The organism is Bacillus sp. IBL03825 (assembly GCF_024712505.1).
Lineage (GTDB): Bacteria > Bacillota > Bacilli > Bacillales > Bacillaceae_G > Bacillus_A > Bacillus_A wiedmannii.
Genome location: NZ_JAMXKE010000001.1, coordinates 2812794 through 2830491, shown reverse-complemented (window position 1 = coordinate 2830491; position 17698 = coordinate 2812794). Strand labels below are relative to the sequence as shown.

The 17698-nt window shown below is 33.2% G+C and carries 21 protein-coding genes; 17 read left to right on the top strand and 4 right to left on the bottom strand.

Features of this window, described 5'->3' with window-relative positions; genetic code table 11:
- Positions 1–114 precede the first annotated feature (114 nt).
- The 8 genes from NHG49_RS14485 (at position 115) to NHG49_RS14450 (ending at position 6777) form a co-directional block, all read left to right on the top strand.
- The gene (locus tag NHG49_RS14485; RefSeq protein ID WP_149173551.1) at positions 115–2190 is read left to right on the top strand and encodes a HelD family protein; all 2076 of its coding nucleotides are present in this window, start codon (positions 115–117) and stop codon (positions 2188–2190) included.
- Positions 2191–2272: 82 nt separating this feature from the next.
- Entirely contained in the window at positions 2273–2605 is a 333-nt protein-coding gene (locus NHG49_RS14480) for a DUF952 domain-containing protein (protein ID WP_098103149.1), read from the top strand.
- Between the two features lie 169 nt (positions 2606–2774).
- Positions 2775–3122 carry a PadR family transcriptional regulator gene (locus tag NHG49_RS14475; protein ID WP_061679735.1) on the top strand — a complete coding sequence of 116 codons (348 nt, stop codon included), beginning with the start codon at positions 2775–2777 and terminating at the stop codon, positions 3120–3122.
- Positions 3109–4110, top strand: a complete 1002-nt coding sequence (locus tag NHG49_RS14470; protein WP_149173552.1) for an HAAS signaling domain-containing protein — start codon at positions 3109–3111, stop codon at positions 4108–4110. The genes NHG49_RS14475 and NHG49_RS14470 overlap by 14 nt, the downstream gene beginning before the upstream one ends.
- Positions 4111–4153: 43 nt before the next feature.
- Positions 4154–4666: a GNAT family N-acetyltransferase gene (locus NHG49_RS14465; protein WP_033662712.1), complete on the top strand. Its 513-nt coding sequence runs from the start codon at positions 4154–4156 to the stop codon at positions 4664–4666.
- A 207-nt stretch (positions 4667–4873) separates the two neighbouring features.
- Positions 4874–5236 (top strand): hypothetical protein, encoded by a 363-nt coding sequence (locus tag NHG49_RS14460; RefSeq protein ID WP_098103151.1) that lies wholly within the window; start codon positions 4874–4876, stop codon positions 5234–5236.
- Between the two features lie 32 nt (positions 5237–5268).
- Positions 5269–5685 carry a GNAT family N-acetyltransferase gene (locus NHG49_RS14455; RefSeq protein ID WP_149173553.1) on the top strand — a complete coding sequence of 139 codons (417 nt, stop codon included), beginning with the start codon at positions 5269–5271 and terminating at the stop codon, positions 5683–5685.
- 285 nt (positions 5686–5970) lie between these two features.
- The gene (locus NHG49_RS14450; protein ID WP_098103153.1) at positions 5971–6777 is read left to right on the top strand and encodes a GH25 family lysozyme; all 807 of its coding nucleotides are present in this window, start codon (positions 5971–5973) and stop codon (positions 6775–6777) included.
- Between the two features lie 67 nt (positions 6778–6844).
- On the opposite strand, the gene NHG49_RS14445 is transcribed toward NHG49_RS14450, so the two are convergent.
- Both NHG49_RS14445 and NHG49_RS14440 read right to left on the bottom strand, forming a co-directional pair.
- The gene (locus NHG49_RS14445) at positions 6845–7057 is read right to left on the bottom strand and encodes a DUF3006 domain-containing protein (RefSeq protein WP_064475499.1); all 213 of its coding nucleotides are present in this window, start codon (positions 7055–7057) and stop codon (positions 6845–6847) included.
- Between the two features lie 2 nt (positions 7058–7059).
- Positions 7060–8445 carry an S-layer homology domain-containing protein gene (locus tag NHG49_RS14440; protein ID WP_098103154.1) on the bottom strand — a complete coding sequence of 462 codons (1386 nt, stop codon included), beginning with the start codon at positions 8443–8445 and terminating at the stop codon, positions 7060–7062.
- Positions 8446–8752: 307 nt separating this feature from the next.
- Between NHG49_RS14440 and NHG49_RS14435 the strand changes: the two genes are divergently transcribed.
- The 8 genes from NHG49_RS14435 to NHG49_RS14400 all read left to right on the top strand — a co-directional run bounded on the left by NHG49_RS14435 (position 8753) and on the right by NHG49_RS14400 (position 14945).
- Positions 8753–9157, top strand: coding sequence for a GNAT family N-acetyltransferase (locus NHG49_RS14435; protein WP_098103155.1), 405 nt, complete (start codon positions 8753–8755; stop codon positions 9155–9157).
- 15 nt (positions 9158–9172) lie between these two features.
- Positions 9173–9526 carry an MmcQ/YjbR family DNA-binding protein gene (locus NHG49_RS14430; protein WP_064475972.1) on the top strand — a complete coding sequence of 118 codons (354 nt, stop codon included), beginning with the start codon at positions 9173–9175 and terminating at the stop codon, positions 9524–9526.
- A 21-nt stretch (positions 9527–9547) separates the two neighbouring features.
- A complete protein-coding gene (locus NHG49_RS14425) occupies positions 9548–10255 on the top strand; it encodes a class I SAM-dependent methyltransferase (protein WP_064475496.1) in 708 nt (235 codons plus the stop codon).
- Positions 10256–10320: 65 nt separating this feature from the next.
- A complete protein-coding gene (locus NHG49_RS14420) occupies positions 10321–10707 on the top strand; it encodes a ribosomal maturation YjgA family protein (protein ID WP_064475495.1) in 387 nt (128 codons plus the stop codon).
- 21 nt (positions 10708–10728) lie between these two features.
- Entirely contained in the window at positions 10729–11247 is a 519-nt protein-coding gene (locus tag NHG49_RS14415; RefSeq protein ID WP_064475494.1) for a DNA topology modulation protein, read from the top strand.
- A 32-nt stretch (positions 11248–11279) separates the two neighbouring features.
- Positions 11280–11957, top strand: a complete 678-nt coding sequence (locus NHG49_RS14410; protein ID WP_098103156.1) for a formylglycine-generating enzyme family protein — start codon at positions 11280–11282, stop codon at positions 11955–11957.
- Between the two features lie 69 nt (positions 11958–12026).
- Positions 12027–13220: a macrolide family glycosyltransferase gene (locus NHG49_RS14405; protein WP_149173556.1), complete on the top strand. Its 1194-nt coding sequence runs from the start codon at positions 12027–12029 to the stop codon at positions 13218–13220.
- 357 nt (positions 13221–13577) lie between these two features.
- Positions 13578–14945, top strand: a complete 1368-nt coding sequence (locus NHG49_RS14400) for a lytic polysaccharide monooxygenase (protein ID WP_064475492.1) — start codon at positions 13578–13580, stop codon at positions 14943–14945.
- A gap of 303 nt (positions 14946–15248) precedes the next feature.
- Here NHG49_RS14400 and NHG49_RS14395 read toward each other — a convergent pair whose 3' ends face one another.
- Positions 15249–15713, bottom strand: a complete 465-nt coding sequence (locus NHG49_RS14395) for a hypothetical protein (RefSeq protein WP_064057134.1) — start codon at positions 15711–15713, stop codon at positions 15249–15251.
- 701 nt (positions 15714–16414) lie between these two features.
- Here NHG49_RS14395 and NHG49_RS14390 point away from each other — a divergent pair.
- The gene (locus tag NHG49_RS14390) at positions 16415–17017 is read left to right on the top strand and encodes a DUF6944 family repetitive protein (protein ID WP_048560833.1); all 603 of its coding nucleotides are present in this window, start codon (positions 16415–16417) and stop codon (positions 17015–17017) included.
- A gap of 179 nt (positions 17018–17196) precedes the next feature.
- Here NHG49_RS14390 and NHG49_RS14385 read toward each other — a convergent pair whose 3' ends face one another.
- Entirely contained in the window at positions 17197–17631 is a 435-nt protein-coding gene (locus NHG49_RS14385; protein ID WP_048560834.1) for a GNAT family N-acetyltransferase, read from the bottom strand.
- Between the last annotated feature and the right edge of the window lie 67 nt (positions 17632–17698).

Sequence of the window (17698 nt, the reverse complement as noted above, 5' to 3'; positions counted from 1 at the left end):
CTCTACTCTTTTTTGATTTAGAAAATTCTTACTAAAACTATTGACTTTATAAATGGATTTTTAATACAATTGTATTTCGACTAAAAAATTGAACGGACAGGAGGGAATCATCAAATGAACAACATTTTTGAAGAAGAGTTACAAAGGATGAAAGCTACATTAAGTACGATGGATGATCAATTAGAACAGCTCGAAAGCATTCCGGTTTATTATGGAGATGATTTTAAAGAACAAATTCTAGAAAGTATGAGAGAATCTAATAGACAAAACTTACGTATTGGAGTGCAAGAACCATACTTTGGAAGATTAGATTTTCAAGAGGACGGCAAGGAAGAAGTTATGCCGATCTACATCGGTAAAGTAGGTGTTTCACATAAAGACACAATGAAACCGATTGTAATTGATTGGCGGGCACCTGTCGCAAGTATGTTTTATTCATTTACCGGCGGTGATGAATTAGCGTTTTATCAATCGCCAGATGGATTAGTAGAAGGTGATGTTTATTTAAAGCGAAACATCTCAATCCGAAAAAGAGAACTAGAACGTGTTGTTGATACATATGTAAAAGGAAATGAAGATGTATCTCATGCCGATGATTTTCTTCTATATCGATTAGGTGAGAATAAAGATAATAAACTAAAGGATATTGTTTCAACGATACAATCGGAGCAAAACGATATTATTCGTGCGGAAAGAAACTTACCATTATTAATTCAAGGGGTTGCAGGAAGCGGAAAAACAACGATCGCTTTACATCGCCTTGCTTTTTTAATTTATGAATATCGTGAACAATTAGAAGCTGAGAGAATGATTGTATTCGCTCCGAATAGTCTGTTTTTAGACTATATTTCGAGTGTGCTTCCTGAATTAGGTGTAGGGAATATTAGTCAAACAACATTTCCAGATTGGGCATTACGTACGTTAGATGATTCGGTGAAACTGAAGCAGACAGAAGGAAAATTGAAAGAAGCATTTTCTATTAATCGTGATGAAGAAAAGGTTATGCTCGGTAAATTGAAAGGTACACTAGAATTTAAGTCCTTTATTGAAGAGAGAATGATTCAATTTGAAAATGAATTAGTACCAACAAGTGATTTTGAGGCATGGGACAAAGCTATTATTCCGGTAGAAGACATAAAAAAATGGATGCAAGTTGAATATAAACATTATCCATTAAAGAAAAGAAGAGAAAGATTAGTCGGCAGAATGAAGCGCTGGATTGAAATTGAACTGAAAAAGTATGGAGAAACAAACGAGAAGAAATTACTAAAAAAAGAAGCGACAAAGAGATTGAACACATATATGAAGTTTTGGCCGAAAATGAGTGCACTTTCACTATATAGTTCAATATTGAAAAGTAAAGAAATACTCGAAGTATTGCCTGAAGAACTTGTGAAAGAAACTGAAAAGAGTTGTCGTAAAAAAGAAGTGTATGTAGAAGATTTACCAGCTTTAATTTACATACATCACCGCATAACAGGTATTGAAATCGGACAGAAATTCCATCACGTCGTTATTGATGAAGCGCAAGATTTCTCGCCATTCCAAGTTTATGTAGTAAAAGAAATTACACTAGGTAATTCTTTTACTATATTAGGTGATTTATCTCAAGCAATTTATGATTATCAAGGGATTGAAGATTGGAGTGCTTTTAAAGAAGTATTCCAAGAAACAGGTTATTATGAACTGACGAGAAGTTATCGTTCTACAAAAGAAATTATAGAATTTGCGAACGAAATAATTAAAAATGCAGAGATTCCAGTTGGGCTCGCAACACCAGTTTTTCGCAGTGGTGAAGATGTTAAGGTAATCCATGCAGAAGATCAATTTAATGAAATTATGAAGACGTTAAAACATCTACAAAACGAAGATGTGAAAACCATTGCGGTAATAGGAAGAACAGACGATGAATGCCGCGATATATATGGAAAATTAACAAAAGCAGGATTGGCCGTAAACGTCATTGAAGCAGATCAAAGTAAATATGAAGGTGGTATTTCAGTAGTACCTGTATACTTGGCAAAAGGGCTAGAATTTGATGCTGTTCTATTAATCGATGTTGATGAAGAACATTATAAAAATACGAAACATGATGCAAAGTTACTATATGTCGGATGTACAAGGTCACTTCATGATTTATGGATTTTCCATAGCGGAGAAATATCGCCTTTAATTAATGGATTAAAATAAATATTACATACAAGAGGATTTTCTAGTAACAAAAAGAAGAACCTCTTGTTTTTCTATATAAAGACATGGAGAGAGGATAACTATGATAACAAAAGTAATAACAAAAAGAAATTGGGAAATCGCAAAGGTAGATGGAGAAGTTAATGAAGCTTCACTTAAAGAAGAGGGATTTATTCATTGTTCATTTTTACAGCAAGCTTTAAAAGTTGTTGAAAAATATTTTAGTCATGAAGAAAATGTTTTATTACTGACAATCGATCCATCCTTAATAAAAGCAGAAATAAAATATGAACTTGCTTCTAACGGTCAAGAATATCCGCATGTATATGGAGTAATTAATATTGAGGCAATTGTAGGTGTTACCCCATTTACTAAAGAAAAAGGAGAGTTTATATTACAAGAGGTACAAAATTAAGGTTGTAATAGCTGTTTAAATTAACAAGAAAAGCACAAATTATATAGTTTGTGCTTTTTTATTATCTATTTTTTGTAAATACGCATTGTTTTTATCACACTAATACTGTACGATACATAGTATAAAACATATACTGTATGACATATAGTAATGGAAATGAGGTGAGTGAATGGATGCTTTATTAAATTCGTTAATTACTGAACTAAGAAGAGGGACATTAACATTAGCGGTTTTAAGCCAGTTAAGAACACCGCAGTATGGGTATTCACTTGTCCAATTATTGGAGCAATCAGGGATCACAATCGATCAAAGTACTTTATATCCACTACTTCGCCGATTAGAAAAGCAAGAGCTAGTGACGAGTAGTTGGGATAAAACGGAGAGTAGGCCTCGTAAGTATTACGTTTTAAGTGAATACGGATTAGAGATATTTTTGCAGTTAAAAAAGGAATGGATAAAGGATTCGAAAGAACTTTATAACTTATTAAAGGAGGAGGACAAGAATGAATTTGATTGATATTTATGTCGAAGAAGTAGCGAAGAGATTACCTGAAAAAAATCGTGAAGATATTATTCTTGAACTACGGTCAACTATCGAGGATATGTTACCTGATGAGTATAATGAGGAAGATGTAAAGAGTGTCCTTGAAAAATTGGGAAGCCCAGTTTCATTGGCTAATGGCTATCTGGATAGACCGATGTATTTAATTGGACCACGTTATTTTGATGTATATACGACATTGTTAAAAATGATCATACCAATAGCAGCTGTAATCGCACTTATTGCAATGGTTGCAGAAAATTTTGTAGGATATAATGGTGAGCAAGCGGTATTAAATGTTATTTTAAATTTGATAGGTAAAGGAATTGGGGAAATTGTCGAAGTAGGCCTCCATGTATTTTTCTGGTTGACACTTGTATTTGCAATTTTAGAAAGAACAGATAAAGACAAAGGTACTCAACCGTTGACGACAAGTTTAAAAAAATGGACGCCTGATGATTTGAAAAATACTTCGTATGTTCCAAAGAAAAAGTCGATCTCAAAGTTCGAAGTGTTTGGAGGTCTAATGTGGACGGCAATATGGGCGACACTTTACTTTTATGCGAATCATCTCGTTGGCGTATACCACGGTACGGAAAATGGATTGAAGTTTATTGCGCCGACGTTTAATCAAGATGTATTAATTCAGTATTGGCCAATCGTTGCTATTATGATTGTATTTGAAATAGGTATATCTCTTTATAAGTTAGTACAGGGACAATGGACGCGAAGATTAGCAATCGGGAATGCTATACTTCAAATAGCTGGAACAATAGTATTCATTGTAATTGTAGTAAATCCGTATTTATTTAACGAAGGATTTATTACGTATGTGGCAAATGTGTTTACTACTTCTCCAGAGGAATTTAAAAAGTGGTTAATTGGTGGAGGTATTATCATTTATATTTTATCTGCGGTATTAAATATATTTGATGGTTTCCGAAAAGCTCGTATTCGTATGTAGTAGTGAAAGGAAAGAAGATATACTTTATGAAAGGAAGAAAGCAATGATAAGGGAAGCAAGGAAACAAGATGTAACATACATGTTAGATATTTATAATGATGCTATATTGAATACAACAGCCGTCTATACGTATAAACCTGTAACCCTTGAAAATAGAATAGATTGGTATGAACAAAAAAAGGCTAACGGCTATCCGATTTTAGTATGTGAATTAGATAATAAAATAGTAGGATTTGCGACATTTGGCCCGTTTAGAGCTTGGCCTGCCTATAAATATTCAATTGAGCATTCTGTGTACGTTCATAAGGAATATAGAAAAAATGGGATAGGAACTTCTTTAATGAAAGCATTGATTACAGTTGCAAAAGAAAGGGAATATATGACCTTAATTGCTGGAATTGATGCAGAAAATGAGAAAAGCATTGCCTTACATGAAAACTATGGATTTGTTCATGCGGGGACAATTAAGAAGGCTGGTTATAAGTTTAACAGGTGGTTAGATTTAGCTTTTTATCAATTGGAGCTTAATGGTCCTAAAAAGCCTACGGAAGAGTAAATGTTTGCGTTATGCGAATTATGTATTTTAGAAAGATAGTATGGGGAAATTTCATGCTATCTTTTTTATTGTATGGATAAATAACATGTAATAAAAAAAGTTTTTTATATTCTATATCGAATTGTGAGAAGATGATAAAACAATATAAAAAGAGGTATGGATATGCATTTACAAAAAGTATAGCAAAGGCATACTAGGGGTGAGTGATTGAAAAGAAACTTAAAAACTTCAACAATCATCATATTAATTTTAACGATTATCGCTATGGAAGTTGGAATCGCGATTTACGATCATAATCTGTCATTAGATACAATTTACTTTGCAGCAATCCTCATTTGTATTGTATTGCTTTTTGGCACACGTGTTTCTGAAGAGAAAGAAAGTACATCGAAACAGAGACGAAGAAAAACAGCTTGGCCATCTATTTTATTATCTATCGCTTGTTTTGCCGTTATAAGTTATATAAGAATAGGCTATGTCTCTGTGCCAGGGATAATTGGTTTTTCATGTTTTGTTACTTATGGTGGATTCGTGTTTATTAGTATTTTAAAAAGGAAAAGGAAAAATTAAAGGTAGCTAACTAAATTGAAAGGAAGAAATATATGAAACACTTAGAGAATGGGACTCGCGCTGAAGGAGAATACATAAAAAATAAAGTAATTCAATATAACATATCTATTTTAACAGATGAAGCAAAACAGCCGATGGAACAAGTAAGTTTCGTAGTGAAAGATGAGGGTGGAAAAATCTTTGGCGGGGTAACAGGAACGATGTATTTTTATCACCTTCATATAGATTTTTTGTGGGTTGATGAATCAGTTCGTCATGATGGTTATGGTAGTCAACTGTTACATAAAATTGAAGACATTGCGAAGGAAAAACGTTGTAGATTAATATTATTAGATTCATTTAGTTTTCAAGCACCAGAATTTTATAAAAAGCACGGATACCGAGAATATGGTGTAGTTGAAGATCATCCTAAAGGACATAGTCAACACTTTTTAGAGAAGCGGTTATAGTAATAGTATTCGTGTTCTAGAAGGAAAGTGGATTTTAAAAGCATCACCAAACAAGGTGATGCTATTTTTAATTTATAGCAACTACTCAAGCTGATGTAATTATGGGGACAAATAGTACGATTCGTATAGCTATGATTTTCTTTTTTACTGTAAATGAGTTACTGTCTTTGTAAAAGACACTTGTCGTATTTACTATATGTACTAATAAATACTATTGAATTTTTAGGAGAGGAAGAGCAATAAGACGAGCTCTGAATATAATAATGATAAAGGAGGTGTTAAGCAATGGGTTATATTGTAGATATTTCGAAATGGAACGGTAACATTAACTGGGATGTAGCAGCTCCACAACTAGATTTCGTAATCGCTAGGGTACAAGATGGTTCGAATTACGTAGACCCTTTATATAAAAATTACGCTCAAGCAATGAAAATAAGAAATATTCCTTTCGGTAATTATGCATTTTGCCGATTTATTTCAATTTCTGATGCGAAGAAGGAAGCGCAAGATTTTTGGAATCGCGGTGATAAGAGCGCTACTGTTTGGGCGGCTGATGTAGAAGTAAAAACAATGGATGATATGAGAGCCGGTACACAAGCTTTTATCGATGAATTACGCCGACTAGGAGCTAAGAAAGTTGGCTTATATGTTGGTCATCATGTATATGAACCATTCGGTATGGCGAACGTAAAAAGTGATTTTGTATGGATTCCTAGATATGGAGGTAATAAACCAGCATATCCTTGTGATATTTGGCAATACACCGAGACAGGTGATGTACCAGGTATTGGCAAATGTGATTTAAATCAATTAATAGGAAATAAGCCACTTTTCTGGTTTACTGAATCAGTACCAAAACAAGAAAATATACAGGCACAAGTTTCTAAACAAAATATTATCCAATCTGGAGCCTTTTCACCTTATGAAACTCCAGATGTTATGGGAGCATTAACTTCTTTAAAAATGACTGCTACCTTCATTTTACAATCGGATGGTTTAACGTATTTTGTTACTGAACCTACCAGTGATACGCAATTAAATGCTATGAAAGGCTGGCTTGATCAAAAAGGTTGGTGGTATGAAGTTAAATAGCTCCTATATGTGAAAAAAGAAGAGCCATCCAACAGGACGGCTCTTCTCAAATTATTATTGAATCTTGCTATTCAAATAATTTATCCATTAAATTCTGGATTTCACGTCTTCTTTTATCTGTTTCGTTCTTATCAATTGTATACGTATCATCCTCGATTATAAGAATATCACCTTCTTTTGCAGTAGAAGGGAGTTTTGATTTAGGTACATCAATTGTTACGTTATTTACTTCAATAACTGCTAGTTCGCCTTCAAAACGGTCAATAATACCTCTTTTCATAATTATCTCTCCGTTCTTACAGAAATTTTTGAACCATCACTATTAATAACTACAGTTCCATTTAAATCTGTTCTATATACATTAACAGACATTGCATTTAACTTTGCCAAAGTTTCCTGTGTAGGATGGCCATAGCGGTTACCTGCACCGGCACTGATCACAGCGATACTTGGTTTCACTGCATCTAAAAATGGCTGAGAAGAAGATGTCTTACTTCCATGATGACCAGGTTTTAATACATCAGATTTTAGGTTAGAACCATGTGCTAGAACCATATCTTTTTCGCTTTTAGATTCAGCATCACCAGTAAATAAGAAAGATTTGCTACCGTGTGTTACTTTTAATACCGCACTCCACTCATTTAGATCGTTACCGTATTCTTTCACGGGAGCTAAAAATTGTGAGTTTAAACCGTTGATTGGTAAAGTTACTCCAGATTTCGCTTCTTTAATTGTTAATCCTTTGTTAGCTACTGCAGTTAGGAAGTCTTTGAACGTTTGTGTCGTATGACTTACTTTAGGGGCATAAACGTTTTTTACATTCATAGCATAAAGCACTTCATCTAATCCGCCTACATGATCAGCATCAGGATGAGTGGCAATCATATAATCAATAGTTTGGAATCCTAATCCTTTTAAATAATTTGCTACTACTTTACCTTTGCCGTTGTTACCAGCGTCAATAAGGATCGTTTCTCCACTTGGAGATTTAATAAAAGTAGCATCACCTTGTCCGACATCAATATAATGTACCTCTAAGTTACCTTTTGGCTTAGGAAGAGCTGGACGGAAATTTGGTTCTAATACACGAGCCAAAAATGCAGCGAATTGCTCACGAGTTACTTTTACACCTGGACCAAATGTACCATCAGGCAATCCAGTAGTAATATTATTTTGTGCTAAAATTTTGACATAATTGTAACCCCAGTGATTAGATGGAACATCAGGGAAATTGACGTCTGCACCTGTAGGCTTCAAATTAAAAGTTTTAACTAAAACTACTGCCATTTCTGCACGAGTTAATGAGCGGTCAGGGAAATAGTTTGTTTCACGTTGTACAATGTTATTATGTGCTAACTTATGTACAGAATCATAGTAATAGATACCTTTGGCTACATCGGAAAAAATATGATTATAGCTAGATGGTTTTTCTAATTTTAATGATAAATCTAGCATTAAGGCCATTTGTCCACGAGTTACATCATCACTCGGTTTAAAAGTTCCTTCTGGCGTACCTTTAATGATACCTTTATCCGATAAATAGTTAATTTCTTTAATTGCCCAATGATTAGATTGGACATCAGGGAAAGATTTAGCACTTGTAAAATTAGGGATGAATAATGATAAGATTATGACAAATGCTGTTAATAATAAACTAAACTTTTTCAAAAGATCGCCTCACTTTATGTATTTTTTACCTAATTAACTTTACCATTTTTTTCAATAAATTCAAGTTTTAATAGGTAAATATTATAATAGAAATACTTTTGGTGTTATATTCATTGATTTTCTCTTATTTTGTATATTTGGTATAATTAATATGAAAGGATGAGAGTAACGATTGCAATTGTAAAATCGATATAATAAATTTATTTTATGAAGGTTTTTTGTAACAGGTTGGATTCTATAGTTTTATATGGAAAGAAGTAAAGTAAGACAAATTATATATAATGAGCAATTTGATGGGAGAAGGAAAATGTACACATATAAATTGCAAAATGAACAACCAATTTGCGTAGAAAAAATAAAAAAACTTTATGACTCTGTCGGTTGGTGGCCAGAAAGAAAAGAAATCGATATTCAAAAAATGTTAAAGCATAGTATAGCAATTGGGGTATGGGAAGAAAATGAATTAATTGGATTTGCTAGAGTTGTTTCTGATGGCGTTTTTCGAGCGTACATAGAAGATGTTGTCGTACATGAGAATGTAAGAAATAAAGGTATTGGAGAGAAGATGCTTACAATATTACTTCAAGAAATATCTCATGTTCATATTGTTAGTCTATTTTGTGGAGAGAAATTAATAAAGTTTTATGGTGAACAGAAATTTCAAGCGACAAAGCAAATTGTGATGCATCGTAATCAAATAGTGAAAGAATAAGAGGTGCCAATGAGAATGAATACAACAAGAACATATTGTTTATCAAAAAGAAAAGCAACAGAAGATTCTCCTGATGGTTGGAATGCAACATGTATGAGGCTTAATAATAAAATATTTGCGATAGTAAACCATGAAGAAGGAGAAAAAGCTGCGATTACTTTAAAATGTGATCCAGAACTTGCATTAAGATTAAGAGAAGAGTATCCAGAAGCAATCATTCCGGGGTATCATATGAATAAAAAGCATTGGAATACAGTGTATATACATAAAGATGTAGAGCAAGAGCAAATTAATAAGATGATTGATTGGTCATATGATTTAGTTCTACAATCATTTTCAAAGAAAAAGCAGCAAGAGTTATTAAATTAATATGTATAAGGGGTGGCAGTATTGAAAGACACGATTAAAGGTACATATGATAAATTAGCGAGTACATATAAAGAAAACCTAGATGTGGCAAATCCATATAATAGCTATTACGAAAGACCAGCGATGATGGAGATGATTCCAAAGAATTTAGAAGGGAAGAGTATACTAGATGCTGGATGTGCAGCTGGATGGTATACTTCTCAATTTTTAGAAAGAGGAGCAAATGTTACTGCAATTGACGTAAGTTCTGAAATGGTAAAAGCTGCAAAGGAAAGTACGGGTAATAAAGCAACGTTTCTTTGTCATGATTTGCAAGAAGTATTACCATTTGAAGATAATACTTTTGATGTTATTGTAAGTTCGTTAACGCTTCATTACTTAGAAAATTGGAATAAAGTATTTCAGGAGTTTCATCGCGTATTGAAGCCAGATGGCGAATTTATATACTCCATTCATCATCCTTTTATGGACTTTACAAAGTTTCCTTGTGAAAATTATTTCGAAAAACAATTATTAGTAGATACTTGGGTTAAACCAAATATTACAATAGAAGTTAGCTTTTTTAGAAGATCACTCCAAGATATAATTAATGAAACAACAAATTATTTTGTGTTAGATAAAATAGAGGAACCGAGGCCAGTTGAAAAAATGAGAGAAGTAAACGAAAAATCATATCATTATCTAAATACAAATCCACATTTTCTTATTATGAAAGCGATTAAAAAATAGCTAGTAAAATAATTATATTTTACTAGCTATTTACAGTTTTAAATTACATATTAGGAGATTTTGAGATGAATAAGAAACGAAGTAGATTATTATATGCGCTATTTACTATCGTTATAATTATTTTAGGTCTTAGCTCAAGAAAGTTAGCTTTTGCGTTACCTCATCTATTAAACGAGTACTTAGGTGATGCTTTATGGGCATGTATGATTTTTACTGGATGCGGATTTTTATTTCCTAAAATAAACACGATGAAATTGGCTTTTATAAGTTTGCTGTTTTGTTATGGGATTGAAGTGAGCCAATTGTATCATGCCGGATGGATAGATAGCATTCGTGCAATGACTTTAGGTGGACTCGTATTAGGTTACGGATTTTTGTGGAGTGATTTAGTTGCTTATACAATTGGTGTTGGGATTGGAATGTTTTGTGAGTTTATGTTACGGAAGAAATAAAAGATGTAAGAAGGGGTATTTATGAAAAAAATAATATTAATAGGTTCTGGTGGTTCAGGAAAATCTACATTAGCAAGACAATTAGGAAACAAACTAAATATTAAGGTGCATCATCTTGATGCACTATTTTGGAAACCAAATTGGGAGGGGGTTTCCAAAGAGGAGCAAAGAACGGTTCAAAATGAATTAGTTAAAGAAGATGAGTGGATTATTGATGGGAATTATGGCGGGACAATGGACATAAGAATTAACGCAGCTGATACAATCATCTTTCTTGATATTCATAGAACAATATGTGCTTATCGTGCTTTTAAAAGGGTTGTACAATATCGGAATAAAACAAGACCGGATATGGGCGCTGGATGTGAAGAAAGGTTTGATTTGCAATTTTTTAAATGGATATGGGAATATCCTAAAACGAAACGACCTTCAATTTTAAAGAGGTTAAATCAATTGAGTAAAGATAAAGATGTTATTATTTTAAAATCTTCAAATGAAGTAAGACTATTTTTAGAGAAGTACGATCACTTAAATTGTTAGATTATAAAAAGAAGTCAAATGGGGGAATAGCATTGAATAGATTCATTGGCTCCGTTGATTCTAATATGGTGAAAATTCCAGCAGGAAAAGTAGAATTAAGAGATGATCGAATAAAAAAACAATGGCAAGTACAAATAAAACCATTTCTTCTTGCAAAATATGTTGTAACGATGGAATTATATGATGCGATTGCGAATAACAAACCAAGTTTATTGAAAGATAAAAATAAACCAGTTGTAAATATTTCATGGAATGATGCCGTTATATTTTGTAATTTACTTTCCAAAAAAGCGGGATTAAAAGAATATTATTCTATTAGTGAAGATGGTCTAATTGTTAGTTGTAATTTAGATTCAAATGGCTACCGATTACCTTTTGAAGCAGAGTGGCAATATGCGTGTAAGGCAGGAACTACGGGATACATATATGGAGAACTGAAAGAGATTGCTTGGTACAATGAAAATTCAAGTGGATATATTCATGAGGTCGGAAAAAAAGAACCGAATGCATGGGGACTTTACGATATGTTAGGAAACGTTTGGGAATGGTGCTATGATTTATATGATGAACAAGTGTACGGATCATACCGAATTTTCCGCGGCGGTAGCTGGGCTGAAGCAGCTAGAGGTTGCGGTGCGACTTGTCGTCGCCGTAGTCATCCTACATTTCATATAGATGACCTTGGGTTTAGGCTTGCTAGGTCCATTTAGAAGAATAAGACAAAATACCTATAATACTAATGGCAACATAGACAAGATTTAAATTAAGGAGTGTTTAAAGTGGCACGTGTTTTATTCATTAATACTGGATCAGAAGGACATATAAATCCAACGTTGCAAGTTGTAGAAGAATTGGTTTCACGCGGGGAAGAGGTAGTTTATTTTTCAATTGAATCTTTTAGAGATCGTATTGAGAGAACGGGTGCTACTGTACGAACAATTGACGAGCAAAAGTTTTTAAAAGCTTTTCTTTCTGGTGGTCGAAATTATTTATCAGAGAGAATAAATGGTCTTTTACATACGGCAGATGTTATTATACCAAATGTTCTTGAACAAATTGAAGGGGAACATTTTGATTACATCATTCATGATTCAATGTTTGGTTGTGGACATATAATTGCTCAAATTTTAAAGCTTCCAGCAATAAATTCCTGCACATCGTTTGCACAGGATGAAAAATCATTTGAACAAATGTTAGACCACTTGTCTAAAAATATCCCAGTGGAAGTTCATAATAGGATACATAATGATTTTGAAAGATTAACAAAGGGAATCACGGAAAAATATGGTGTTGAAATAAACTCACCGTATGAAGTTTTTTGTAATCCAGCGCCACTTACTATTGTGTATACAATAAAGGAGTTCCAACCTTTTGGAGACATGTTTGATGAAACATTTACATTTGTAGGTCCATCTATCTCTACACAAGTAAAAAATGAAGAGTTTGATTTTACTACAATTGAAGGGAAAAGCCCGATTTACATTTCACTAGGTACTGTTTTTAATGAAGCACTTGATTTTTATAAACTTTGTTTTAAAGCGTTCGAGAATAGTAATCATACAATTGTGATGTCTATTGGTAATAAAACGAGAATAAGTGATTTAGGTGAAATTCCTAAAAACTTCATTGTAAAAAACTATGTACCACAAACGAAACTACTTACATATACAAAGTTATTTATTACACATGGCGGAATGAACAGTACACATGAAGGATTATATAACGGGATTCCGCTTATTGTAATTCCGCAAAGTGCAGATCAGCCAGTTATCGCGAAGCAAGTGGAGAATCTCCGAGCTGGGGTTAAGTTGCACATGAAAGAATTGACTGAGGAACAACTACGTGAAAGTGTAGAACTTGTATTAAATAATCCTTCATATAAAGAATCTGCTTTGAATTTGAAGGAGTCTTTCCGGAAGTCTGGTGGATATAAGCAAGCTGTTGATGAAATTACTACATTTGCTGGTCAGTAATAAATAGAAAATTAAACATGAGAAGAGTGTCTATATGAAAGGATATAGGCACTCTTCTGTTATATGGAGCGAAGAATCGATTGTTTTGAAAGGTTGAATATCCTGCATTATAAATTTAGGTGATAGTTTTACGTGTTACTAATGATTTCACAGTTTCTGCACAACTTTTGCACATGTTTTGGTAATTTCTATGTCATGATATATTCATTAAGTGAAATATTTCACAAGAAACGAAATATATTCTCGCTATGGTGTATGAATTACTAACACATACATCGATACAAGATTGTCTCTTGTTATTCTTTTACATCAAAGCCCACATTACACTACGAAGTATAACAAGAAGGGGACAGAAACATGAATAATCGATTTTTAAAACAACTACAAAACATGAAAATGAACAAAAAAAGTCTAGGAGCTGTTGCATTAACAGCCGGAATTATTGGCACGACACTTATTCCTCAAAACGCATACGCGCACGGTTTTGTTGAAAAGCCTGGCAGTCGATCTGCTTTATGTAGTCCAACTTATGGTGCACTAAATGTAAACTGCGGAAGTGTTATGTATGAACCGCAAAGCTTAGAAGCACCAAAAGGATTCCCGCAAGGTGGCCCACTTGATGGACAAATCGCTTCTGCAGGTGGTAAATTTGGTGGTATTTTAGATCAACAAACAGCAAATCGTTGGTTTAAAAATACAATCACTGGTGGAGAAAATACATTTACTTGGAAGTATACAGCGCCTCACTTAACGAGCAAATGGCATTACTATATTACAAAAAAAGGATGGAATCCAAATAAAGCGCTCACAAGAGCAGATTTTGAACCAATTGGAACTGTACAACATGATGGTTCTGCAGCCTCAAATCATTTAACTCACAAAATCAATGTACCTACTGATCGTAGTGGATATCATGTGATTTTAGCAGTATGGGATGTAGCTGATACAGCAAATGCATTCTATAATGTAATCGATGTTAATCTTATCAATGACGTAAAACTAGATACAGAAGCTCCAAGTATTCCAAATGGAATTCAGGCACAAAAAGTAACAGCGAATAGTATAGAACTAGCATGGAACGCTTCTACGGATAATGTAGGGGTAAAAGGGTATCAAATCTTCCGTAACGGAGAGATGATTGATACAGTACCAGGAACTCATTTTATTGATAAAAAATTACAACCAAGTACAGAATACTCTTATACTGTAAAAGCAATTGACGTAGCTGGAAATGTCTCGAAAGAAGGTGCAGCGCTTACAGTAAAAACAACAGTTGAGGCTCCTGATACAGAAGCACCAACACAGCCAAAAGGATTACATAGTATGGGAACGACAGCATCAAGTGTTGATTTAATGTGGAGTCCATCTGACGATAATATTAGTGTAGACCATTACGATATTTATAGAGAAACAGAAGGATCAATGAAAAAGATTGCAACATCTAATACGACTTCTTATATGGATAAAAATTTACTCTCTAATACTACTTATAAATATGTAGTGAAAGCTGTTGATGTAGCTGGAAATGAATCTGTACAGAGTGATATATTCACAATTACTACAAAAACTGAAAGCGCTTCATATGAAGGTTGGGATGCAAAGAAAGCATATGAAAAGGGAGATAGAGTTCTACACGAAGGAAAAGTATATGAAGCAGTCCAGAGCTATCAAGGAAATGGGGATCCAAACTGGATTTATGCCTTATCATTATGGAAAACAGTGTAAGCTTTACCTAGGTATGAACTAAGAGATGATGGGCTTTGACGTAAAAGGAAATCTTGAGAATTCACTTTTCTGTTTATAAAAAAGACGACGTTGAATACGTCGTCTTTTTTTCTAAATTTTACTTTCCTTCATTAAATGATGATAAGTCCCGTAATTAAACTAAAGTGTTATTTTTATAAAATAACGGGGAAGGAGAGATTTAAAGAAAAATCATAGTGTATGATTCTAAAATGTTTTTGAAAATGTATGGAGCGAAATAAAAAGAACCCTGTATAAAACGGTTTCTTTTGCTGCGTTAATCTATTAATTACAATCTTGATAATATTCATCACACGAATCCTTATTATCGTTACAGCAAATACAAAATGTTTTTTGCACAAATAAACTAACTATACTAGTAGGACCCTCCTGTTTGGTAAAAGTAAGACTTTGAAAATCTTCAACTTGAAATATTTTTGTTTGAACAGGTTGTAATGTTGCAGTAATTGGGCGGCTAGATTTTCTTGTTAGAATAGTTACTTGAACGGGTGCACTCATCCCGACAACGAATAACTGAATTAATGTTTTATTATGATTGTTTGTGAAATCCTCAAATACAGTTTGTGGCGCGGTGGTTTCAAGGAAAACAGATAAAGGTATATTTCCATTTGCATTTTCTGCAGAACCAGTTATCGTATGAGTTTCAATAAAACAGTTATTTTTTTGATCGTTCGAATGCGATTGATTTTTATAATATTTTTTACCATCTTTATAAAAATAATTAGCCATAAATATTTTGCTCTCCTTTCTTTGTAATATCAATATATATTATTAATTAAAAGGAAAGAGTGCTTGTACAAAAGAATAATATCCGCTTTTGTAAAAAAAGAAATATATTTGAGGATGTTGTAGTTTCTAACTAAAAATAAGCACACATTAAAGTGTGCTCTAGATAAGAAAGGTAAGAATCTTATGAATGGAGAATCTCCATTCAATAACATATGCTTGTCTAATTTTAAGGTGAAAACTTTTTAACAAAAAAGTTATTCGGAAAATTTTCCTGTGATGATACAATTATATTTTTTGATTTTAGATGTTTGGAATTATGAATATCGAGATGGATTTTTAAAAAAATCAGAAATTTAATTTCATTGCAAATAATGAAGCGGTTAGCCAACTTTAACTAATCAATACAGGGGTAGTAATCTAGATACATAGATATTATATTGAGTTATGTATTGTATTCGAGGGGGAATACAGAATGTGTACGTATTGGGAAACGTATTTAAAGAATTCTTCGAGAAGCAAGAACGAAATAAAAGAGCGATTAGCAAAAGCTAACTGCTCCAAACAGGGATGTCACACTTGATGTATTTATAGTATTAACGAAATATCGAGTTTTATTCAAATGGAGAGAAGTAGGCTATTAACATGGAGATGCATAAATTCATATCCTGTAAGTAGTAAATTAATGACGGGATAGATTGAAAATGGATGATCCGATTAAGGAGATAGTTGGTGCTTGGTTTGTTGCAGTAGGGACAATTATTGCTGCGGTTGGTAGTACACCTTTTAAAAAATTGAACGACGAATTAAGAAGAGATTTAAACATATGGGGGAATGTATTACAGGCAACAGGGAACGGTCTGGAAGCTGATGGACAAGGGGAAATATCTCTTGAAAAAATCGGTAATGAAATCCAATCAATTGGTAATGTAACGGTTTTAACAGGACTCATTATAGAATTTGAAGATAATACACAAAAAAAAGTAGTGATTGCAGGGAATTGGATACAAGCATTAGGTGGTATTACAGCAATAGGTGGAGAATTAGAGGATAGTTCCGATATAGATGAATCGTATAACATTGCCGGGAATGTGTTACAAGCGACCGGAAATTCATTACAGGCAATAGGTGGAATTGATGAATTGAAAGCTAGTCGGGATAAAGTGGAGGGGATTTCGGAAGGCAATGAGGAGGATGGACAGATTATAGTAATTACGGGGAGCTGGATTCAAGCAGTTGGTTCTGTAGTTTCATTAATCGGTCAAATAAGAGAAGAAAGACAAGAGATAGTAGATAACAATTCATAGTGAGTTTAATAAAATAATCTTTTTAAAGTGAAAGCAAACAGAATATAGTGCGAATAGAAAACTAGAGAACGCCAATTCATTAAGGTTCTTTTAAGACTATGTATGCTAGGTTCTTTGCTTTCAAGTGAATAAGATACAGAAAGGTGACTATATGAATAAACAATATAGCCATCTTTCTATTATGATAACACTTTCATCATAAGTATATGTGGAATACCATCTTCCATAAATATATCAGAAGAAGTTTCGTAGCCTAATTTCCTATAAAATCCTTCAGCTTGTGTTTGCCCGTGTAATTTCACTTTTGTAGCTTGTTCATTACGAGCAATTTCTTCTAACATTTGAATGATGACTTTACCTAATCCGTATTTACGATAGTCTTTTAAAATACAAATACGTTCTAATTTTCCTGCGCCCTCAACAAATCGTATACGACCTGTACCTACAGGAAGCTCGTTATAATAAACTAAAATATGTTTACATTCCTCACCGATTTCATCGAATGTATCGAATTCATCTTCAAGAGGTACATTTTGTTCCTTTACAAATACTTCTTTTCGAATATGAAAGGCAGTTTCTAAATCTGTAAGTTCTGTTATGAGTTTGGAGTGCAAATTGTTCAGCCCTTTCTAGTGTGATGTGCTTTTGTTTTCATAGTATATCATAATGATACACAATAAA